This window comes from Saccharomonospora iraqiensis subsp. paurometabolica YIM 90007 (assembly GCF_000231035.2).
GTDB classification, from domain to species: domain Bacteria; phylum Actinomycetota; class Actinomycetes; order Mycobacteriales; family Pseudonocardiaceae; genus Saccharomonospora; species Saccharomonospora paurometabolica.
This window is the reverse complement of sequence record NZ_KI912233.1, coordinates 1-1,544: the sequence shown is the minus strand read 5'-3', so window position 1 is coordinate 1,544 and position 1,544 is coordinate 1. Positions and strand designations below refer to the sequence as shown.

Below are 1,544 nucleotides of genomic sequence, written 5' to 3'. Positions count from 1 at the left end.
ACCGAGCCGGACGTCCCCCCTGCCCCCGGAACCCGAGGACGAGCCGTACCCACCGGACGACGCCGACCCGGGCCCGGCGGCTGCTCCCCCGTCCCCGGAGGACGCTGCGGCCGACCGCGGACCGGAGGCGGCGTCTCCCGCGCCTGGGGAGGCGCGGTCCCCCGGACGGGGACCGGAGGCGGCATCGTCCGTGCCTCCTGCGGAGGCGGTGTCCTCCGGGCCTCCGGGGGAGGCGGGGTCCTCCGTGCCTCCGGGGGAGGCGGCGGACCACGGCACCGGGGCCGCGCAGCCCGACGCCCCGAGTCGTGCGCGCGCGCTGCTCACCGAGCACCTCGGGGCGCGTCCGCTCGAGTGAGTGCGGCTAGGCTGGGGGCGGGTGCTGCGGCGCACCCGGACCACCGCACACGCGAGAGGAAGCGGACAGCCACATGGTGCAACCCGGCGGCGGAATGCCCGACATGCAGCAGATCCTCCAGCAGGCCCAGCAGATGCAGGAGCAGCTGGCCTCGGCCCAGGAGGAGCTGGCGAACACCGAGGTCACCGGCACCTCGGGCGGTGGTCTGGTGACCGCCACGGTCAGCGGGAGCATGGAGCTCAAGAACCTGTCCATCGACCCGAAGATCGTGGACCCGGAGGACACCGAGACGCTGTCCGACCTCGTGGTGGCGGCCGTGCGCGATGCCAACCACAACGCCCAGCAGCTCACCGAGGACAAGCTCGGCCCGTTGGCGGGCGGTGGCGGCATGCCGGATCTCGGCAACCTCGGACTGCCGGGGCAGTGAGGTGTACGAGGGCGTCGTCCAGGACCTGATCGACGAACTCGGGCGGCTGCCCGGCATCGGTCCGAAGAGCGCGCAGCGCATCGCCTTCCACCTGCTGGCGACCGATCCGGCCGACATCGCGCGGTTGCAGGACGTGCTCGGCAGGGTGCGCGAAGGCGTGAACTTCTGCGAGGTCTGCGGCAACGTCTCCGAGGGCACGTTGTGCCGGATCTGTTCGGACGTCCGGCGGGACGCGACGCTGATCTGCGTGGTGGAGGAGCCGAAGGACGTCCTCGCGGTGGAGCGCACCCGGGAGTTCCGGGGGCGCTACCACGTGCTCGGGGGTGCGCTCGACCCGCTGTCCGGGGTCGGTCCCGACCAGCTCCGGGTCAAGGAACTGCTGACCCGGATCGGGGCCGACGAGGTCACCGAAGTGATCATTGCGACGGACCCGAACACCGAGGGCGAGGCGACCGCCACCTACCTGGTGCGCATGCTGCGGGACTTCCCCGGTCTGACGGTGACCCGGCTGGCCTCGGGCCTGCCGATGGGCGGGGACCTCGAGTTCGCCGACGAACTCACCCTGGGCCGCGCGCTCTCCGGCCGCCGTGCACTCTGAACACGGCGCCGTGCCCGGTGCCACCGGACCCGCCCCCGGCGACGATCCCGCCGCCGCAGTCGCCGGTGACTCCGCCGGTGATTCTCCCGGTGACCGGGACGATTCCGCCGACCACACCGACCCCGCCGGGACGGCCGCCGACGCGGTGCTCGCCGCGCCCGCGC

General features: G+C 73.6%; 2 protein-coding genes. Both read left to right on the top strand.

The annotated features are described in order from the left end of the window. The first annotated feature begins 428 nt into the window (after positions 1-428). Positions 429-782 (top strand): YbaB/EbfC family nucleoid-associated protein, encoded by a 354-nt coding sequence (locus SACPADRAFT_RS0211265; RefSeq protein ID WP_007027567.1) that lies wholly within the window; start codon positions 429-431, stop codon positions 780-782. A 1-nt stretch (position 783) separates the two neighbouring features. Further along, positions 784-1,380 (top strand): recombination mediator RecR, encoded by a 597-nt coding sequence (gene recR / locus SACPADRAFT_RS0211260; RefSeq protein WP_007027566.1) that lies wholly within the window; start codon positions 784-786, stop codon positions 1,378-1,380. The last annotated feature ends 164 nt before the right edge of the window (positions 1,381-1,544 follow it).

Coding starts and splice junctions, on each gene's coding strand:
- SACPADRAFT_RS0211265 (WP_007027567.1), top strand. CDS start 429: ATGGTGCAACCCGGCGGCGGAATGCCCGACATGCAGCAGATCCTCCAG.